Origin of the sequence: Paenibacillus woosongensis, assembly GCF_009725165.1 — a bacterium.
GTDB lineage: Bacteria > Bacillota > Bacilli > Paenibacillales > Paenibacillaceae > Fontibacillus > Fontibacillus woosongensis.
Genome location: NZ_WNZW01000070.1, coordinates 1 through 234, shown reverse-complemented (window position 1 = coordinate 234; position 234 = coordinate 1). Strand labels below are relative to the sequence as shown.

The 234-nt window shown below is 53.4% G+C and carries 1 rRNA gene; it reads left to right on the top strand.

Annotated elements, in window-relative coordinates:
• A 23S ribosomal RNA gene (locus GNP95_RS25625) occupies positions 1-234 on the top strand; the annotation flags it as partial.

Here is a 234-nt window from a genome sequence, read left to right as displayed (position 1 = left end):
ACAACAGGTTGAAATTCCTGTACCACCGTAATCCGCTATGAGCGATGGGGTGACGCAGTAGGGTAGTGACGCGAGCTGATGGATGCTCGTCCAAGCAGTGAGGCTGGTGTGTAGGCAAATCCGCACATCGTAAGGCTGGGCTGTGATGGGGAGGGAAAATTTACAGTACCGAAGGTCATGATCTCACACTGCCAAGAAAAGCCTCTAGCCAGGAGAAGGTGCCCGTACCGCAAA